The sequence below is a fragment of the Streptomyces sp. NPDC001890 genome, assembly GCF_042891445.1.
Taxonomy (GTDB): Bacteria; Actinomycetota; Actinomycetes; order Streptomycetales; family Streptomycetaceae; genus Streptomyces.
Map to the genome: position 1 here is coordinate 89,430 of NZ_JBIATE010000012.1, position 15,165 is coordinate 104,594.

Genomic DNA, 15,165 nt, shown 5'->3' on the forward strand with positions numbered 1-15,165 from the left:
AGGTGTTTCAGAAGGACACCCATGAACGAAGCGGACCAGCCGCACCGAGAGGACCAGTTCCGATGACCGTACCGGACGACATCATCCCCGCCGACTACCGGGATCTGCTGGAAAGGCCGCTCTTCGCCCACCTCGCGACGGTCCGTCCTGACGGCACCCCCCAGATCAATGCCATGTGGTTCGACTGGGACGGTGCCTACCTCTACTTCACCAGCACGATCGCACGCTACAAGCACCGCAACGTCACTGCTCGCCCCTCCGTCGCGGTCTCCGTCAGCGACCCGGACGACCCATACCGGCATCTGGAGGTACGGGGCCGGGTGGAGCGCATCGAACCAGACACCGAGGGCATCGTCTGGCTGCGCCTCGCCGCGCGCTACGGGGACTCGGTCGAGGGTCCGCCCGCCGATGCGGCACAGCGCGTCGTCTACGTGGTGCGCCCTGTGGGCACGTCCTCATTCACCCGGCGACGGGTGAATGAGGACGCTTCCCGGCGGTCGCTGACGGGCGGTTTTCCGGCGGTCGCTGAAGGTGGGTGTCCCCGCGGTCGCTGACGGGCGGTTCCCCGGTGGTCAGCGACCGCTGTCCCCATGGACCGGCCCCGTGATCTGGTGCCGGATGTCCCGCCGGACCCGCATCCGGCGTCGGGCCTCGGCCCGGGAGATGGGGTGCCTGTCGTCCCACTCGATGGCCCGGCGCATGAGCACGGCGAGCGCCGGCTCCACACCGTCCAGGTAGCCCGGCTCGCGCACCCACGTCCAGGAGGTCTGGCCGCCGGTCGGCTCCTCCATCGACTGGACGTTCATGTGCAACGTGCGGCGGTGGGTCCTCGCCGCACACGAGCCGCGGTGGACCATGTGGTAGTTCATGTAGATCACGTCACCCGGCCGGCAATGCACCACGACCTCTCCCGGCAGCGGCCCCGTGCCGAAGGCCTCTATCTGCTCGCGCTCCATGGCGGTCAACGGCCGACGGTGGGAACCCGGCACCGCACGGAAGGAGCTGTCCTCGGTGAGACAGACGTTGAACTGCACATGCCGAGGCGTCCCATCCGGACTGAAGTGCTCGTGCTCGTAGTTGTCCTTGTGCCAGTTGAGCTCGTAATCCACGTGCTCTGGTGACCACAGCGTGTGCGCAGACCAGAAACGAAGGTTCGGTCCCAGGATTCTGACCGCCGGCTCCATGAACCGCTGGTTGCCGAAGGCCCGGGCCAGCTCCGGTTCGTACAGGCCGGGCTGGAAGATGTTGTTGACGCCCCACGTGTCCAGCAGGTCGTCGTCACGGGCGGTGTAGCGAGTGCCGACGTACCTCGTCGGGTCCGTACGGACCTTCGCCACGATCCGCTCGTTCGCGATCAGGAAGTCCGCCACCTCTTCCTCGGTGAAGACCGCTCTGACAACGGTGAATCCTTCTGTCAGGAACTCCGTGACGTGATGGTCCATCAGGTCTCCTTGCCGGTTCACGACGCGGTCGCAAGAGTCGCCCAGGGCAGCTTCCGGGAGCGATGAGTGACGCCATCCCACAACGGTTCGCTTGCCCCCTTCTTGCCGGGCACTTGCGCAGCGGGACCCTTCAAGGAGCGCCGCCGGTCTCAATCGCGGCCGGCCATGCGGAGCATCCGCCCCTCGGAGAGCTTCATCGCCGCACTGCCCAAGGGCCGTCGACGAAATGCCCTCCCTGCGGAGCTGAACAACCGTCATGCACCGTCCGGCGCAAGAGGTTCGCAAGCACGGAGCAAGGGTCAGGCCTTTGGTTGATCTGAGCCCCCAGGCATCCGTCTCGCACACTCAGCAGCCTCGAACTGGCCTGTCTGGCGAGGGTATGCCCAGCCGAACAGTTGTGTAAGGAGTACTGAATGCGCGGGATAGCGGGTCGCTCTGCCCTGGTGACGGGCGGCGCCCAGGGTATCGGCAGAGCTGTGGCGGACAGACTCGTCGAAGAGGGCGCCCGTGTGCTGATCGCCGATGTGAACGAGGAGTTCGGCCCGTCAGCCGTCAAGGAGATCAACGACAAGGCGGGCTCGGGCGTCGCACGCTACGTCCCTACGGACATCGCGGACGAGGAGGCCGTCGAGCGGGCCGTGGCAGCGGCCACCGAGACGTTCGGCCGGCTCGACTTCCTGGTCAACTGTGCCGCAGCCTTCATCATGCGCGGTGTGACGGCGACGGTCGACGACTGGCGTCGCGTCATGGACGTCAACATCATGGGGCAGGCCCTGTGCGTCAAGCACGCATCGGCGCGGATGAAGGCGACCGGAGGCGGGGCGATCGTCAACATCGCCTCCATCTCCGGGCATATCGCACAGCCCGGACTGCTCACCTACAGCACCACCAAAGGCGCCGTAGTGAACATGACACGGTGCATGGCCCTCGAACTCGCTCCCGACAACATCCGGGTCAACGCCGTGAACCCCGCCACGGTCTGGAACAGGAACAACGAGCGGTTCCACCGCGAAGTCCTAGGCATGGACCGGGAACAGGCCGAACGGGATCCTGACATCGGCGGCCGCCACCTGCTCGGGAGGACGGCGGACCCCGAGGAGATCGCATCGAGCGTGATCTTCCTCCTCTCCGACGAGGCCAGCTTCATCACGGGGGAGAACCTGATGGTGGACGCCGGCTACACGGCGATGTGAGGGGGGCCCATGACCTTTGATCTCCATACCCATCACTCACGGTGCGGCCATGCCCGCGGTGGGCTGCGCGAGTACGTCGAAGCCGCTCTTTCGGCCGGGCTCGACACGATCGGCTTCTCCGACCACTCGCCGTTCTTCGGGGAGCGGGCCGACCACCACAAGCCTTGGGTGGCGATGGCCAAGAGCGACTTCCCCGGCTATCTCGCCGAGGCTGCCGCGCTGCGCGAGGAGTACCGGCACCGCATCCGCATCCTCATCGGCGTCGAGTCGGACTTCTTCCCCGAGCACATCGAGCTCTATCGGAACATCTACCAGAACCTCCCCCTGGACTACGTCATTGGCTCCGTCCACGTGGTAGGCGGAGTGGACATCTTCAACCTGGAACGCTGGGAGAACGCCTCACCGGCCCTCCTGCTCAAGGAGAAAGAGCGCTACTGCGACCTGGTAGCCGCATCCGCCCGTTGTGGCGCCTTCGACATTCTCGGCCATATTGACGCCATACGCGGCAACTGCCCGGAACTGGGGGCGGTGGAAAGCCCCGCGGTGGAGCGGATGCTGCGTGCCATCGCGGAGACCGACACCGTCGTGGAAGTGAACACTTCGGGCGGCACCAAAAAGTGTGGCGGCTGGTACCCGGCACCGGATCTGCTGGACCGGGCACGATTCCACGGCATCAAAATGACCTTCGGTTCCGACGCCCACGACCCTGAGCGGGTCGCCGAGGACCACGAACGGGTCCGGGAACGCCTGCGGGGGATCGGCTACCGCGAGTGGTACGTGTTCGAGCAGCGCAAGCGGCGACGGCTGCCCCTGTGAGGACCCGACGCCACGCCCTCATGCATGGCCTTCGCACCGCCCACCGTCCTCGTACTCAAGACAGAACTCAAGACAAAGGTGTGTCATGACCGAACGCTGCATCCGTGTCGCCCTGGCCGGCGTCGGCTCGTGTGCGTCCAGTTTCGTTCAGGCAGTCGTCCTCTCCCGGAGCGCGGAGCAGGACATGCCCGGGCTGATGCACCACCGAATCGGTGGCTACCGGCTCGGTGACGTCGAATTCGTCGCCGCCTTCGATGTCGACCACCGCAAAGTCGGCATCGACCTGGCGGAGGCCATCGATACCGCTCCAACCGTCGCCGTACGGCATGTGGCTGTGCCCCCGATGGGCCTCAAGGTCGGCGCCGGCCCGCTTCTCGACGGAGTGGAGGGCAAGCTGTCGAAGATTGTCGAGCCGCACCCCGACTGCGGGTCGGTCACGGCGTCCATGGTGACGGCGGCACTGCGGGACGCAGAGGCTGACGTGCTGGTGTGCTTCCTGCCGACCGGTGCCCGGGCTGCCGTGCAGATGTACGCCCGGGCGTGCGCCGAGGCCGGGGCAGCCTTCGTCAACGCCACTCCGGAGCCGGTCGCGAACTGCCCGGAGCTGGCCGCCCTGTTCCTCGAACGGGGAGTCCCGCTGCTCGGCGACGACCTGCGCAGTCATCTGGGCGCCACCACCCTGCACACGGCCCTCATCGAACTCCTGGGTTCACGCGGTGTCCGCATCGCCGACACGTACCAGCTCAACGTGGGCGGCAACATGGACTTCTACAACCTCTCCGACCCGGCACGCTCCCACAGCAAGCAGCTGTCCAAGCGCCGGGCGCTGGCGAGCACGGGTCTCGACGCGACCGACGTGGCGGCGGGCCCCAACGGGTATGTGAAGTACCTCGGAGACCGAAAGGTGTGCTTCCTTCGCATCGAGGCCGAGGGCATGCTCGGCTCCCCGCTCTCCATGGAGATCCGGCTGGAGGTGGAGGACAGCCCCAACGCCGCCGCCGTGGTGGCCAACGCCGTGCGCGTCGCCCGCAGCGCTGCCGACCAGCGGCTGAGCGGAGTGGTGGACCCGGTGTGTGCCTTCCTTTTCAAGAGTCCGCCCCTGGGCATGCCGGAATCCGAGGCGCTGCGCTGCTTCCAGACGTTCGTCGAGAAGTCGGCAGCCCCCGCCCCCGCCGCACTGGCGCACACCACGTGAGCGCGGCCGTCAGCTGGCAGGCCGCCACGGCCTGCGAGGCGTACGAGGTTCTGCACGACCACTACGCCCTCCAGCCGCACACGGTCGAACGGCTGCTGCGCGGGAGCGTCAACACCGTATGGCGCTTGCGCTCGCCCGACGGTGACTTCGTGCTCAAGCGTCTGGGCCGCCGGGCCTCTGCCGGATGGCTGGAGTTCCAGGGCACCGCCACGGCACGGGCCCACGACCAGGGCGTGCCGGTCCAGCCACTCGTCATCGCCGTCGACGGCCGCACGACGGTGGATCACAACGGCACCCAGTGGCAACTGCGTCCCTACGTCGAGGGGCGGCCCTGCACGGATGGGGACGCCTCCGACCTGGGCAAGGCCGCGAGATGCCTTGCCACTGTCCACTCCGTGCCGCTCGACGGCCTGTCACCTGCGGCGGAAAACCCGGTGCAGGATCTCGAACACTGGCTGACCACCGACGAGTCGGGACTGGAGGAGGTCGGCAGGGTCGCCTCCGCGGCCGTTCCCCGCGCACTGTGGGAGGCCGTGCGCCCGGCCCTCGCGGACGCCTACCGCCGCGCACGCGCGGAACTCGACTGGCCGCTCTATCAGGCGCTCCCCAAGACCCTCACCCACGGTGAGTTCGCTGGTTCGAATCTAGTCTTCGACGACCGCGGCGACATCTCCTGCGTACTCGACTGGGACGCCGTGGACATACGGCCAAGAGCGTACGACCTGGCCAGGGCGGCGCTCTTCCTCGGCCGGAAGCGGCGCGGTGGCTTCACCGTCCACCCGAACCTGGCGGCCGGACTGCTGGTGGAGGCCACGCGGGGTCGGCCGGCCGAGCCCCGTGAACTGGCAGCGATCATCCCCATCCTGGAGCTCTACTGTGTACCGACGGTCCGCTATGTGGAGCAACTCGCGGAACACAGCCCCGACACCCTCCAGTGGTACCTCGGCTGGACGGCAGAGGGGGCGTCGATGGTGCGTGCCACCCTCGCCGCCGCCGTGGCCGGGGCCTCCGCCCGGATCGCCCGGTGACCGCCCCGCTGCGACATCGTTGCGGCGGTGCCGTGCACCGCGTGGACCTGGTCGCACCGATGGCCGTCGCCAACGCGGTCCGCGAGCTGTCAGAACCCTTCGTCCCGTTCGTGTCAGTGGCTCGGGACGGCGATGGGAAGGCCGGCGCGACCAGCGGGCCGGCGCACCGCGACTGGTGGCAGGTGCGCACCACGGCGCAGGCAGGCGAGCAGTTTCCCGAGCACCAGCGGATCGACGTGGCGGGGCGCGGGGAGGCCACCGTGCGCATGTGGCTGCACCCAGCGCGGCGCGATCTGGTGATCGACACCGGCGCACCCGGGCCGCTGGTCCTGCAGTACCTGGTCCGCTACCTCCGCATCCTGCTGCGGCTGGCGCACGCGCGCGGCGATGAGGTCTTCGTCCACGGCGGGATGGTCGCCGAGAACGGCAGGGGCGTCGCGTTGATCGGCGCCAAGAGGGCGGGCAAGACCTCGACCGTCATGGCATCCATGCTGGCCGGCCGGGCCTTCGTCGCCAACGACGACCTGAGCATGGCCCGCACGGGCGGCGGATGGACCGGCAGGGGCTGGCCTCGCACCGTCTCGGTCCGCGAAGACACCTTCACCGCACTGGGACTGCCCTCCGGACACGGTCCGCACGAGGGCGCGCGAGGTGCCTCCCGTTCCGTCCGCCGGGTCCCCGGGCGGGACGGCGGCCAGGACACCGTACTGCTTCGCCCACAAGAGCTTGCCGAGCTCCTCGATGCTCCTCCTCCGCAGCCGAACGCGGAGGTCAGTGTCCTGCTCTTCCCCCGGTTCGCCGACTCCTCGGCCGACCGAACGCGGCTGGTCCCGCTGGCCCCGCCGGAGGCGGCACGCAGGCTCGCCGCCAATCTCCTGCCTGTCCTCGTCAAGGACGAGCGATTCCTCCGGCCCCACTTCCCGCCCGGCCCGGATCCGCGCGCCCTGGGTCTGGCGGAGCAGATCGCCGCCGTCTCCCCCGCGTACGAACTGGTTCAGCACTTTTCCGCCTTACGGGAAGGCGCGCTGGCTGTCGCCGACCTGCTCTCCGCACCCGCAGAAACCACTCGGTTCAGGAGCATCCGTTGAACTTCTCACCCCTTCGGGACTTCGTCAGGATCCAGTCGGACAACACGCCGCACGTCGAGGACCTGCCGTACGAACTCGTGGAGCGCAAGGGTCTCGGGCACCCGGACACGATGTGCGACGCCATCGCCGAGAGGGCGTCGCGCTACTACTGCCTGTACTGCCTGGAGCACTTCGACCGCGTGGCCCACCACTGGTTCGACAAGGTCATGATTTTCGGCGGAGAGGCGGACTTCGACTACGGCAGGGGAGAACTGACCAGCCCCTATACCGTGCTCTTCGCCGGCAAGGCGGCTCTGCGCTGCGGGAGCGAGGAAATTCCGCTCACCGATATTCTGCGGCGTGCCGCCGAGGACGTACTGACGGAGGTGACGACCGGCTTCGTCCCGGAACGGCATCTGCGGGTGGAGAACCGGGTCGTCGACCACCAAGGGCCGGGCCGCGGAGTCTCGCGATACCGGCCGCGGGACCGGAACGACATGGTCGCCCTCGGTGATTCGGGCCTCACGTCCAACGACTGCAACCTGCTGCACGGCTTCGCGCCGCTGAGCCGCCTCGAACGCGCGGTGCTGGACATCGAGCAGTGGATCACCGGCGACGAGTTCAAGGCGACGAACCCCGATACCGGCTGGGACGTCAAGGTGTTCGGCAGCCGTCGCGAGGACCGCTTCACCCTGATCGTCAACATGCCGTTCATCGCCGCCGACATCAAGTCGTTCGAGCACTACCGGCAGCGTGCGGCAGAGTGCCACCAGGCCATGGTCGACCGCTTGGAGACGTTCCTGGGGGTGACCCCGGACGTGCTGCTCAACGCCGCGGACCGGGGTGTACGCCCGTACCTCACCGCTCTGGGCTCGGTGGCCGACACCGGTGATGTGGGCGCAGTCGGCCGGGGCAACCGGGTCAATGGCCTGATCACGCCCATGCGAGCCATGAGCATCGAGGCGCCCGCCGGCAAGAACCCTCTCGACCACACTGGCAAGCTCTACAACGTCATGGCGCACCGGCTGGCCACGGAGGTCAGCGAGCTGGCGGGCCAACCGGTGGAGCTCCACATCTTCACCTCCAAGGAGGCACCGCTCAACCAGCCGGAGGAAGTGGTCGTCCGCATCCATGGGTGGGACGGCGATGCTCACACGGAGGCACGGGTGCGCGATCTGGTCACGGGGGCGCTCGAATCGACAGACGACCTGACGAGGAGCCTGATCCGCTCCGGCGTCACCATGTGGTGAGAGGTGCCCTGCCAATGATCGATGAGATGCTTCGCGCTGTCGCGCGCTGTGCCGAGCACCCCGAGGAACGCTTGGCGGAGTGGATCCGGCCCTACCGGACGCCGTCCGCGGCTCCCGGTCCACACCAGTTCCTGGTCATGCTCAAGCCCGAACTCACCTCGGCGACCCGGGCGCCGGACGGCCGGAAGCTGCTCGCGTGGGTCCTCGCTGTCCTCGCCGACCACGGGGTGCGGCCGGGGGCTGCCCGTGTGCTGTCCGGCGCCCACGTGGCGTACGAACGCGTGGTGGAGAGTCACTACGCGATGCTCAACGCGATCTCCCGGCACGGCCTCCCCTCTGTCTCGGCTGCCGCCCTGGATCGGCTTCTCGAACACTTCCCGCAGGCCGCCGAGGTTCCTGACCGGGTCCTGGGCGGCCACCAGTTCCTCAGCCGGTTCCCGGAGTTCACACCCCGCACGCTGGATGTGCTCGTGCAGAACCTCCCCGTGGCGAAGGCCGGAGCGGGTACGTACGCCGTGCAGCCCGTGCTGGACGGGAAGCCATGGGTACTGCTCAACGCCTTCCATCCCTTCCAGGCCGCTCACTTCACGGCCCCGGGCAGCGCGCTGGTGCTCATGGAGTGCACCTCCGAACAGCCGCTCAGGGATATCCGGGCACGGGCCGTCGGAGCAACCGATCCCCGTCACGCCGAGCCGGGCACGATCCGGCGGAGCCTGCTGGACGGGCGGCCGCAGTGGAGCGGGCGGTGGGACGTCTCCACCAGCCTCAACGCCATCCATGTCTCGCCGAGTGACGTGGAAGCCATGTTCGCCGTACAGCGGTTCTTCGGTTCCGAAGGACGGCGGCTCTCGTTGGACGACACATTGCTGGGGAGACGGCTCCTGGCCGCCGGTGCGGACCGCAAGCGGCTCCAGGCTCTGGAGCACGACCCGGAGGTGGAGGTATCGGGCCTGCGGGGACCGCTGTTCGAGATCACCGAGGACATGGACACGGTTGCGGTGCAGCACCTGCTGCTCCGGCTGCTGGACGACGGGCCGGCGCCGGAAGCGGCCCGGCCGCAGAGCGGACACGAGGGGAACCGCGATGGGCGACGGTGACGGTGCGCTCGGCAGCCGCATCTGGATTGTCGGCCCTCCGGGATCGGGGAAGAGCACCCTCGCACGCGCTCTCCACCGCCGGTCGGCATTGCCGCTCCATGAACTCGACCAGCTCTTCTGGCAGCCCGGTTGGCGCAAGACGGACGAGCGGGAGTTCCAAGCGGCCGTCGCCCGCATCGCCGAGGAAGACGGGTGGATCATCGAGGGCCAGTACCCGTCGGTTCACCCCGTCCTGGCTGCGGCGGCGGACACGCTGATCCAGCTCGACATCCGCTCGCGGACCGCATTCATCAGGATGGTGCGCCGGTCGGTGCGGCACATGCTGCACCGGCATGTGCTGTGCAACGGAAACCGCGAAGGCCCTCTGAAAGCAGTGGGGTTCTGGTGGTGGGCACTGCGCTCCTACTCCGGGATCAGGCAGCAGAACGAGGCGCTGTTGAACCGGTTGTCCCCGCACGGCACGCGCTGCATCTGCGTACGTACGAGCGCGGAGTGGGACCGCCTCCTGGCTGGATCCGACACACGCCCCGGAACAAACCGCACCACCTCGCGGCCCATGACAGAGAGGAAGGGAATTGTCTGAGAAGCTGGCCCTGCTCGGGGGTGACCCGGTGATCACCCGGGCACCGGCGAATGAATGGCCCTTCTTCACCGAGGACGACATTCAGGCGGCCGCCGAGCTGATCCGCCGCGGCGAGATCTCGTACAACGGCCGAGAAGGCACGGTGCGCGACCTTGAGGATCACGTCCGCGCATACACAGGGGTCCGGCATGCGCTGGCTGTGAACTCCGGCACCTCTGCGCTGCACTCTGCCTTCTTCGCCATCGGAATCGAACCCGGTGACGAGGTACTGGCGCCCACCTACACTTTTCACGCCACGGTGATGCCGATCTTCGCGTGCAACGCCGTACCGGTACTGGTGGACGCCGACGAGTCCACGGGAAACATCGACCCGGCCCTTCTTGAGGCACACATCACCAAGCGCACCAAGGCCGTCGTGGTCACCCACCTGAACGGCTATCCGGTCGATATGGAACCGGTGCTCGCCGTGGCCCGCACGTACGGCCTCAAGGTGGTCGAGGACTGCTCGCAGGCCCATGGAGCCAGGTGTGACGACCGCCCGGTCGGCAGCCTGGGCGACGTCGCCGCCTTCAGTATGCAGTCCAGGAAGCAGGTAACCGCTGGTGCCGGAGGGATGCTCACTTCGAACGACGACCGAATATACGAGCGGGCCGTGCTGTTCGGCCACTCCCTCGGACGCTCGGAGGGTGATGTCGTCAGCGACGAGTACCGCCGGTTCGCCAGCACCGGCTTCGGCCTCAACCTCCGCATGCATCCGGTCGCCGCGCTCCTCGCCGACCGGTCCATGGGCAGGCTGGACGAGGTGTTGGAGACCCGCGGTCTGAACTGCGACAAGATGGACGCGATGCTGGCGAACATCCCCGGCATCCTCCCTCCCGCGCGCCGGCCGCACATGACCCGGGTCGCCCACTACAGTCACCAGCCGCTCTACCGCTCCCAAGATCTGGACGGCCTCTCCAGGGCCACGCTGGTCCGCGCGCTGGCCGCCGAAGGCGTCCCGGTGACCCGCCCCAACTCCCCACCGTTGCACAGGGAGCCGGCCTTCCAGGACAAGGCCTGGAAGCTGGACACGTACAGCCCGCCCGGCGGGGCAGGCACCTCCTACCGCCACTACCGGGACACGGACCTGCCGCGCAGCGAGAAGTACGTCTCCTCGGTCCTGCGGCTCCCCGTGTACTCACGGGACGTCCGCCCCGAACTGGACGCTTTCGGCGAGGCGTGCGCGAAGGTTGCGCGCAACGTGGGAGCCCTCCACGACCTCGAACGCAGGACGAGCGTCGCGTCCGCCTGACCGGTCGCAGTGAAGAAGGGCACGCGACGAGGGCCGTACTCACCGATCGGTGAGTACGGCCCTCGTCGCACACAGCTGCGCAGCAGTTCGAGGGCGTGTGGTCCGGCGGTTTCGCTCGGGAGCGCAGAGTGCAGATGTCGACGGACGCGCCCCGTCAGCGCTCTGGTCTGCATGTTCACAGCTCCCCCACCACAATCTTCTGTACGTCCTGTATCTGTCTTACAGAAGCGTGCGCGGGACGCCTTCCGGTGTCCGCTGAGGCGGGAACCGTCACGAACAGCGGACCGTAGGGTTCTCCTATGAGTACGGTGCGCGCCCGGGTGTGGCGCTTCACGATCGAGAAGGGGAAGGCCGGCGCGGAGGCGGTCCAAGCCGTTGAGATCGGGCAGCTCCCGGTCTCCCTGGCTGCCATGATCAACGTCAACGCCCTCGCCTGCGACCTTCGTAAGACAGTCGACAAGCGTGTGCGCGATCACGAGATCCGCCTGCTGCTCAGCTACATCCTGGGTGACCAGGGCAAGGGGCAACTCAGCGTCTAGTGCTCCGCACTCGACTCCAGCGCCGGCCACATTCAGCGCTTCGTCAGCGAGTGCACCGGGCTCGGAGTGATGAGCGCCGCCAGCGAGGTTCTGTTCGACTGGACCCACACGACCGGCGGCCTCAGCAGCTTCGACGTGCTGCCGGGAAAGCTCCGCGGCGTCCATGCGAAGACCGGAGTGCGGCCGGACCTTCTGTACGACCTGGCCGCCGGACCGGTCGCTGGAGAAGCACGGGGGCGACGGCGGCGCGCCAAACAGATGTTCTTTGGCGTTGTCTGGAATACGACCCCACCCGTAGACCCTCCGCCGCCGATCTGGCCGAGGCGTTCGCCCTTGGCTCCGGAGACCCGACGGCCGACCGAGCGTCGGCAGGGGAGTTCCCCATCGCGGTGCCGGGCGAGAACACCGCAAAGGGAGGCCGACCGCACGGGGAGCCCTTGGCCATGGTTCCCGAGAAGACCGCACGGAAGCTGAGCCGTGATCCGGGCACGACGGCGAGGACTTGGGGCAACTGCTGAACCTTGCGCCAGGCACTCTGCCTATAGAGAAGATGAGAGAAATTGGCGGGCAGATGGCGGGGATGCTCGCCGAGCTCCATCGTAAGGGGCTGCTGCACCTGGACCTCAGCCTCTCAGCCGTAATGTTGCGTCCTGACGGTCGGGTACTTTCGGCAAGCAGTGATCACGTGGACGGGCCCGGCTGGAGCTGATGTGGGCCTCGTCACCCCACCGCCGTGCAACCGGGGGTGCCTGTCATGGGGGTGCAGTGCAGTCGTCGTGAAGTCCACGCTGCTGCCGAGGACGACGCTGGTGGTGAGTGACGCCGGCGAGCACGAACGACGGGTGCGCGACCTGCCGCGACCGAGACACGGATCGAGCGTGGCTCGATCCGTCCGGGACCTATTGGTCTACGGCAGGCAGATGCGCACGCTTTCACCACTGCCCTGGGGACCATTTGGGGCTGGGGGGCAAGGGGTCGCAGGTTCAGATCCTGTCGTCCCGACTGTGCGGAAACGCAGGTCGGAGGCCGTTCTCTCATCCGTGGGAGGGCGGCCTTTCACGTGTTGGGGAGCGTGGCGGTTGCCGTGTGGACGCACGCCCGGACTTGGGGCGGTTCGCCAGTGCGTTCGAGGTGGGCGGTGCGAAGGAGCGGAGCGTGTGGGGGCTGGGCGGAGGCGGTGGATGTGGTCGCCCGGCGGTCGCGGCCACGCGGGCCGTGGTGGGGGACGGAGCCGAGGAACGGATACGGGAGTAGTTCCGTCAGGCGCTTCGGCTGCGCATGCCCGCTGATGCGAGCACCACCGTCGGCACCGACACCAGGACCGCCCAGCCCAGGCGGCGCGACTGGTACGTGGCGCAGCTCGCCTCCACTCCGTCCTCCATCGACCCGTGCGCGGGGCTTGAGTCGTTGCCGAGGACGGAGTGGCACTCGGAGCGGGGGTAGGCCGAGCTGATGTCCGGCGCGCTGGCCAGCAACCACAGGATCACGCCGGCTCCGGCGCATGCCAGAAGCCACACAATTGTCTTGTTCATGCCGTGACTGTAGCCTGCGGCCTGCTCCAACCCTCGTCGGCCCCGTCACCTCCGGCGGCCTCGTAAACCTGGCGTTCCGGCGGCGAGTTGGCACTGGAGACATCGTCCGGAGCCGACCGTCACCGCCGTGGCCGGGCGAAGGCCGAAGAGCGAGCTCACAACAGATCCTGATGGGTGCGTGGTCCGCGAGGAACTGCGTCTCCCGGTGTCAGCGTCCCAGCTGACCGTCGAGCCAGGTGAGGATCTCGGGGGTCACCGGGTCGGTGATGTCCGCGAACTCCTGGTGCTTCTTGAGGAACTTGGCCACGTAGGGGCACACGGGCACGATCCGCATTCCGGAGGTGCGGACATCGGTGAGGGCCTGCTCCACCAGGATCGCGGCGAGTCCCTGGCCGGCGTAGGTGTCGTCGATCTCGGTGTGGAAGAAGACCCGGCGGTCGTCGCGGTCGCGGTAGGCGGTCAGGCCGGCGCGGTTGTCGTCGACGAGGATCTCGTAGCGGTGGCGGGCGTCGACGTGGCGGACGACGGGGTCGGTGGTGGTGCGGTCGCTCATGATGGGCCTTTCGGTTCGGTTCAGCGGTGGGAGGGGTTCTTGCGGGGTGTGATGACGGCGTTCGGCAGGGCGGGGGCGGGCAGCCGGTGGCCCGGGTAGCCGTCGACGGTGCCGAAGCGGTCGGAGGCCCTTTCCCATTCCTCCCGCGCTTCGACGATGTCCTGGTGGCTGCGGCCGATGAAGTTCCACCACATCACGATCTCCTCCTCGAAGGGCGGACCGCCCAGGAGCACCGTCCGGGCCGGGCGATCGGACGCGTTGGAGAGGGTGAGGATGGTGCGGCCGGGGGCGGCGTAGCCGAGTTCGGCGGGGCGCAGGAGGGTGCCGTCGAAGTGGACGTCGCCCTCGTCGACGAGCAGGCCGTGTTCGAAGTCGGGGTCGACGTCGAGGATGACGGTGGCACCGGCGTCGATCAGGATCTCGGCGCCGAGGAGCGGGCTGTGGGTGCGGACCGGGGAGGTCTCGCCGGCGAGGGTGCCCAGGAAGACCCGCAGTTCCGCCCCGTCGACGCGACGCGGCTCGGGTGCGTGGTGCTGGAAGGCGCGGGGGGCGTGGCGGTGTTCGTCGGGGAGGGCGACCCAGAGCTGGACGCCGTGGAGCACGGTGGTGCCAGGGGTGGAGACCTCCGTGTGGCTGATGCCGTGCCCGCCGGTCATGAGGTTGATCTCGCCGGGCCGCACGAAGGCGTGGGTGCCCAGGCTGTCGCGGTGCTCGATCTCCCCGCTGAACAGCCAGCTGACGGTCTGCAGTCCGGTGTGCGGGTGGGGTGCGACGTCCATGCCGCCGGAGTCGGCGACCCGGTCGGGGCCGTAGTGGTCGGCGAAGCACCAGGCGCCGATCAGCGTACGGGCCCGCTGGGGCAGTGTGCGTCGTACGGTCATCGCTCGCGGTCCGCCCAGCGGGACGTCCCGGGCGGTGAGGATCTCGACCTCCGTGTGATCCATCTCGCGGCCTTTCTCGCTCCAAAGTAGTTTCGCTTTCAACAATTATGGGGGATCATAGTCGCGATGACAACCCGCGACAACAGGCGAAGGAGCACAGGGTGACGGAGACGGTACAGACCGCGGCGGTTCCCCGGACCGCAGGCCGGATCTACCTGGACAAGCAGAGCCCCGCCGCGTACCAGGCGCTGGTGAAGACCGCGGACGCCGCCCGCGCGACGGCCGCCGAGGCCGGCCTCGACCGGATCCTGGTCGAACTGGTCAACCTTCGCGTGTCCCAGCTCAACGGCTGCGCCTTCTGCCTCGACGTCCACACCCGGGCCGCGCTGCGTGCCGGGGAGACCACCCGGCGCCTCGGCGTGCTCGCGGCCTGGCGCGACACCGAACTCTTCACCGCCCGCGAGCGCGCCGCCCTCGCCCTCGCGGAGGCCACCACCCACCCCGCCGACGCCCTCGCCCAGGAGCGGGCGTACGCACAGGCGCGGGAGGTCCTGACGGACGACGAGATCTCCGCCGCGATCTGGGTGGCTATCACGATCAATGCCTTCAACCGGGTCTCGATCCTCAGCAAGCACCCGGTGCGGGAGACTCCCGTGCGCTGACGTCGTCGACGGCGGCAACCGGTGCCAGTGACGCCG

16 protein-coding genes are annotated in these 15,165 nt (G+C 68.3%); 12 read left to right on the forward strand and 4 right to left on the reverse strand.

Translation table 11 applies throughout. The features are described from left to right. The first annotated feature begins 62 nt into the window (after window positions 1-62). Window positions 63-554: a PPOX class F420-dependent oxidoreductase gene (locus ACFYY1_RS26065; protein ID WP_388589820.1), complete on the forward strand. Its 492-nt coding sequence runs from the start codon at window positions 63-65 to the stop codon at window positions 552-554. Window positions 555-572: 18 nt separating this feature from the next. Here the strand turns inward: ACFYY1_RS26065 and ACFYY1_RS26070 are convergent, their stop codons facing one another. Then, on the reverse strand, window positions 573-1,442 hold the full coding sequence (locus ACFYY1_RS26070; RefSeq protein ID WP_376422348.1) for a phytanoyl-CoA dioxygenase family protein: 870 nt from the start codon (window positions 1,440-1,442) through the stop codon (window positions 573-575). 413 nt (window positions 1,443-1,855) lie between these two features. Here ACFYY1_RS26070 and ACFYY1_RS26075 point away from each other — a divergent pair, with 413 nt between their 5' ends. The 10 genes from ACFYY1_RS26075 to ACFYY1_RS26120 all read left to right on the forward strand — a co-directional run bounded on the left by ACFYY1_RS26075 (window position 1,856) and on the right by ACFYY1_RS26120 (window position 11,501). Further along, window positions 1,856-2,635 (forward strand): SDR family NAD(P)-dependent oxidoreductase, encoded by a 780-nt coding sequence (locus tag ACFYY1_RS26075; protein WP_376422346.1) that lies wholly within the window; start codon window positions 1,856-1,858, stop codon window positions 2,633-2,635. A 9-nt stretch (window positions 2,636-2,644) separates the two neighbouring features. Continuing rightward, entirely contained in the window at window positions 2,645-3,451 is an 807-nt protein-coding gene (locus ACFYY1_RS26080) for a histidinol-phosphatase (protein WP_388589823.1), read from the forward strand. Between the two features lie 85 nt (window positions 3,452-3,536). Next, the gene (locus ACFYY1_RS26085; RefSeq protein ID WP_388589826.1) at window positions 3,537-4,646 is read left to right on the forward strand and encodes an inositol-3-phosphate synthase; all 1,110 of its coding nucleotides are present in this window, start codon (window positions 3,537-3,539) and stop codon (window positions 4,644-4,646) included. Next, entirely contained in the window at window positions 4,643-5,674 is a 1,032-nt protein-coding gene (locus ACFYY1_RS26090) for a phosphotransferase enzyme family protein (protein ID WP_388589828.1), read from the forward strand. Before ACFYY1_RS26085 ends, ACFYY1_RS26090 begins: the two co-directional genes overlap by 4 nt. 41 nt (window positions 5,675-5,715) lie before the next feature. Then, complete coding sequence (locus ACFYY1_RS26095) at window positions 5,716-6,762, forward strand: hypothetical protein (RefSeq protein WP_388589831.1); 1,047 nt, start codon at window positions 5,716-5,718, stop codon at window positions 6,760-6,762. Beyond that, window positions 6,759-7,991: a methionine adenosyltransferase gene (locus ACFYY1_RS26100; protein ID WP_388589834.1), complete on the forward strand. Its 1,233-nt coding sequence runs from the start codon at window positions 6,759-6,761 to the stop codon at window positions 7,989-7,991. Before ACFYY1_RS26095 ends, ACFYY1_RS26100 begins: the two co-directional genes overlap by 4 nt. A gap of 14 nt (window positions 7,992-8,005) precedes the next feature. Further along, window positions 8,006-9,088: a hypothetical protein gene (locus tag ACFYY1_RS26105; protein WP_388589837.1), complete on the forward strand. Its 1,083-nt coding sequence runs from the start codon at window positions 8,006-8,008 to the stop codon at window positions 9,086-9,088. Beyond that, window positions 9,075-9,671 (forward strand): hypothetical protein, encoded by a 597-nt coding sequence (locus ACFYY1_RS26110; protein ID WP_388589840.1) that lies wholly within the window; start codon window positions 9,075-9,077, stop codon window positions 9,669-9,671. The genes ACFYY1_RS26105 and ACFYY1_RS26110 overlap by 14 nt, the downstream gene beginning before the upstream one ends. Further along, window positions 9,664-10,962, forward strand: coding sequence for a DegT/DnrJ/EryC1/StrS family aminotransferase (locus ACFYY1_RS26115; protein ID WP_388589842.1), 1,299 nt, complete (start codon window positions 9,664-9,666; stop codon window positions 10,960-10,962). The genes ACFYY1_RS26110 and ACFYY1_RS26115 overlap by 8 nt, the downstream gene beginning before the upstream one ends. A 299-nt stretch (window positions 10,963-11,261) precedes the next feature. Beyond that, the gene (locus ACFYY1_RS26120; protein ID WP_388589844.1) at window positions 11,262-11,501 is read left to right on the forward strand and encodes a hypothetical protein; all 240 of its coding nucleotides are present in this window, start codon (window positions 11,262-11,264) and stop codon (window positions 11,499-11,501) included. A 1,259-nt stretch (window positions 11,502-12,760) separates the two neighbouring features. Here the strand turns inward: ACFYY1_RS26120 and ACFYY1_RS26125 are convergent. From ACFYY1_RS26125 to ACFYY1_RS26135, 3 genes are all read right to left on the reverse strand, one after another. Beyond that, complete coding sequence (locus ACFYY1_RS26125) at window positions 12,761-13,033, reverse strand: hypothetical protein (RefSeq protein WP_383716823.1); 273 nt, start codon at window positions 13,031-13,033, stop codon at window positions 12,761-12,763. Between the two features lie 208 nt (window positions 13,034-13,241). After that, window positions 13,242-13,586: a GNAT family N-acetyltransferase gene (locus ACFYY1_RS26130; protein ID WP_388589846.1), complete on the reverse strand. Its 345-nt coding sequence runs from the start codon at window positions 13,584-13,586 to the stop codon at window positions 13,242-13,244. 20 nt (window positions 13,587-13,606) lie between these two features. Next, window positions 13,607-14,530, reverse strand: a complete 924-nt coding sequence (locus tag ACFYY1_RS26135) for a pirin family protein (RefSeq protein WP_388589848.1) — start codon at window positions 14,528-14,530, stop codon at window positions 13,607-13,609. A gap of 98 nt (window positions 14,531-14,628) precedes the next feature. Here ACFYY1_RS26135 and ACFYY1_RS26140 point away from each other — a divergent pair, with 98 nt between their 5' ends. After that, complete coding sequence (locus tag ACFYY1_RS26140) at window positions 14,629-15,129, forward strand: carboxymuconolactone decarboxylase family protein (RefSeq protein WP_388589850.1); 501 nt, start codon at window positions 14,629-14,631, stop codon at window positions 15,127-15,129. Window positions 15,130-15,165: the final 36 nt, after the last annotated feature.

Bases quoted from the DNA above. Each gene is read 5' to 3' on its own strand.
- ACFYY1_RS26065 (WP_388589820.1), top strand. From the start codon at position 63: ATGACCGTACCGGACGACATCATCCCCGCCGACTACCGGGATCTGCTG.
- ACFYY1_RS26070 (WP_376422348.1), bottom strand. From the start codon at position 1,442: ATGGACCATCACGTCACGGAGTTCCTGACAGAAGGATTCACCGTTGTC.
- ACFYY1_RS26075 (WP_376422346.1), top strand. From the start codon at position 1,856: ATGCGCGGGATAGCGGGTCGCTCTGCCCTGGTGACGGGCGGCGCCCAG.
- ACFYY1_RS26080 (WP_388589823.1), top strand. From the start codon at position 2,645: ATGACCTTTGATCTCCATACCCATCACTCACGGTGCGGCCATGCCCGC.
- ACFYY1_RS26085 (WP_388589826.1), top strand. From the start codon at position 3,537: ATGACCGAACGCTGCATCCGTGTCGCCCTGGCCGGCGTCGGCTCGTGT.
- ACFYY1_RS26105 (WP_388589837.1), top strand. From the start codon at position 8,006: ATGATCGATGAGATGCTTCGCGCTGTCGCGCGCTGTGCCGAGCACCCC.
- ACFYY1_RS26110 (WP_388589840.1), top strand. From the start codon at position 9,075: ATGGGCGACGGTGACGGTGCGCTCGGCAGCCGCATCTGGATTGTCGGC.
- ACFYY1_RS26120 (WP_388589844.1), top strand. From the start codon at position 11,262: ATGAGTACGGTGCGCGCCCGGGTGTGGCGCTTCACGATCGAGAAGGGG.
- ACFYY1_RS26125 (WP_383716823.1), bottom strand. From the start codon at position 13,033: ATGAACAAGACAATTGTGTGGCTTCTGGCATGCGCCGGAGCCGGCGTG.
- ACFYY1_RS26130 (WP_388589846.1), bottom strand. From the start codon at position 13,586: ATGAGCGACCGCACCACCACCGACCCCGTCGTCCGCCACGTCGACGCC.
- ACFYY1_RS26135 (WP_388589848.1), bottom strand. From the start codon at position 14,530: ATGGATCACACGGAGGTCGAGATCCTCACCGCCCGGGACGTCCCGCTG.